This is a genomic window from Alcanivorax sp. HI0044 (genome assembly GCF_001634945.1).
In genome coordinates this window covers 1-483 of record NZ_LWEZ01000603.1, presented here as the reverse complement: position 1 = coordinate 483, position 483 = coordinate 1, and the positions used below count along the sequence as shown (strand labels likewise).

Sequence of the window (483 nt, the reverse complement as noted above, 5' to 3'; positions counted from 1 at the left end):
TTGGTGCGGTACAGAAGGGTATCGATGAACAGCTGCAAGCCGGTGTGCTGGCGGGCTACCCGATTCTGGGCGTGAAAGCGACTCTGTACGATGGTTCCTACCACGAGGTGGATTCCAACGAAAACGCTTTCCGTATGGCGGGTGCCCTGGCTGTGAAGAACGCAGCCAAGGAAGCCGGTGCGGTACTGCTTGAGCCGATGATGAAGGTAGAAGCGGTAACCCCGGAAGACTACATGGGTGACGTGATGGGTGACTTGAACCGTCGCCGTGGTATCGTTCAGGGCATGGAAGACACCATGGCCGGCAAGATTATTCGTGCCGAGGTGCCTTTGTCTGAAATGTTCGGTTACGCTACTGATCTGCGTTCCATGTCTCAGGGTCGTGCCAGCTACTCCATGGAGTTCCTGAAGTACGCTGAGGCACCAAAGAATATCGCTGATGAAGTCATCAGCGGCAAGAAATCTTAAATTTACGGTTAATTTG

1 pseudogene is annotated in these 483 nt (G+C 53.6%); it reads left to right on the top strand.

What is annotated here, in order from left to right:
• Positions 1-467, top strand: a pseudogene (gene fusA, locus A3730_RS07295) (elongation factor G); the annotation flags it as partial.
• Positions 468-483: the final 16 nt, after the last annotated feature.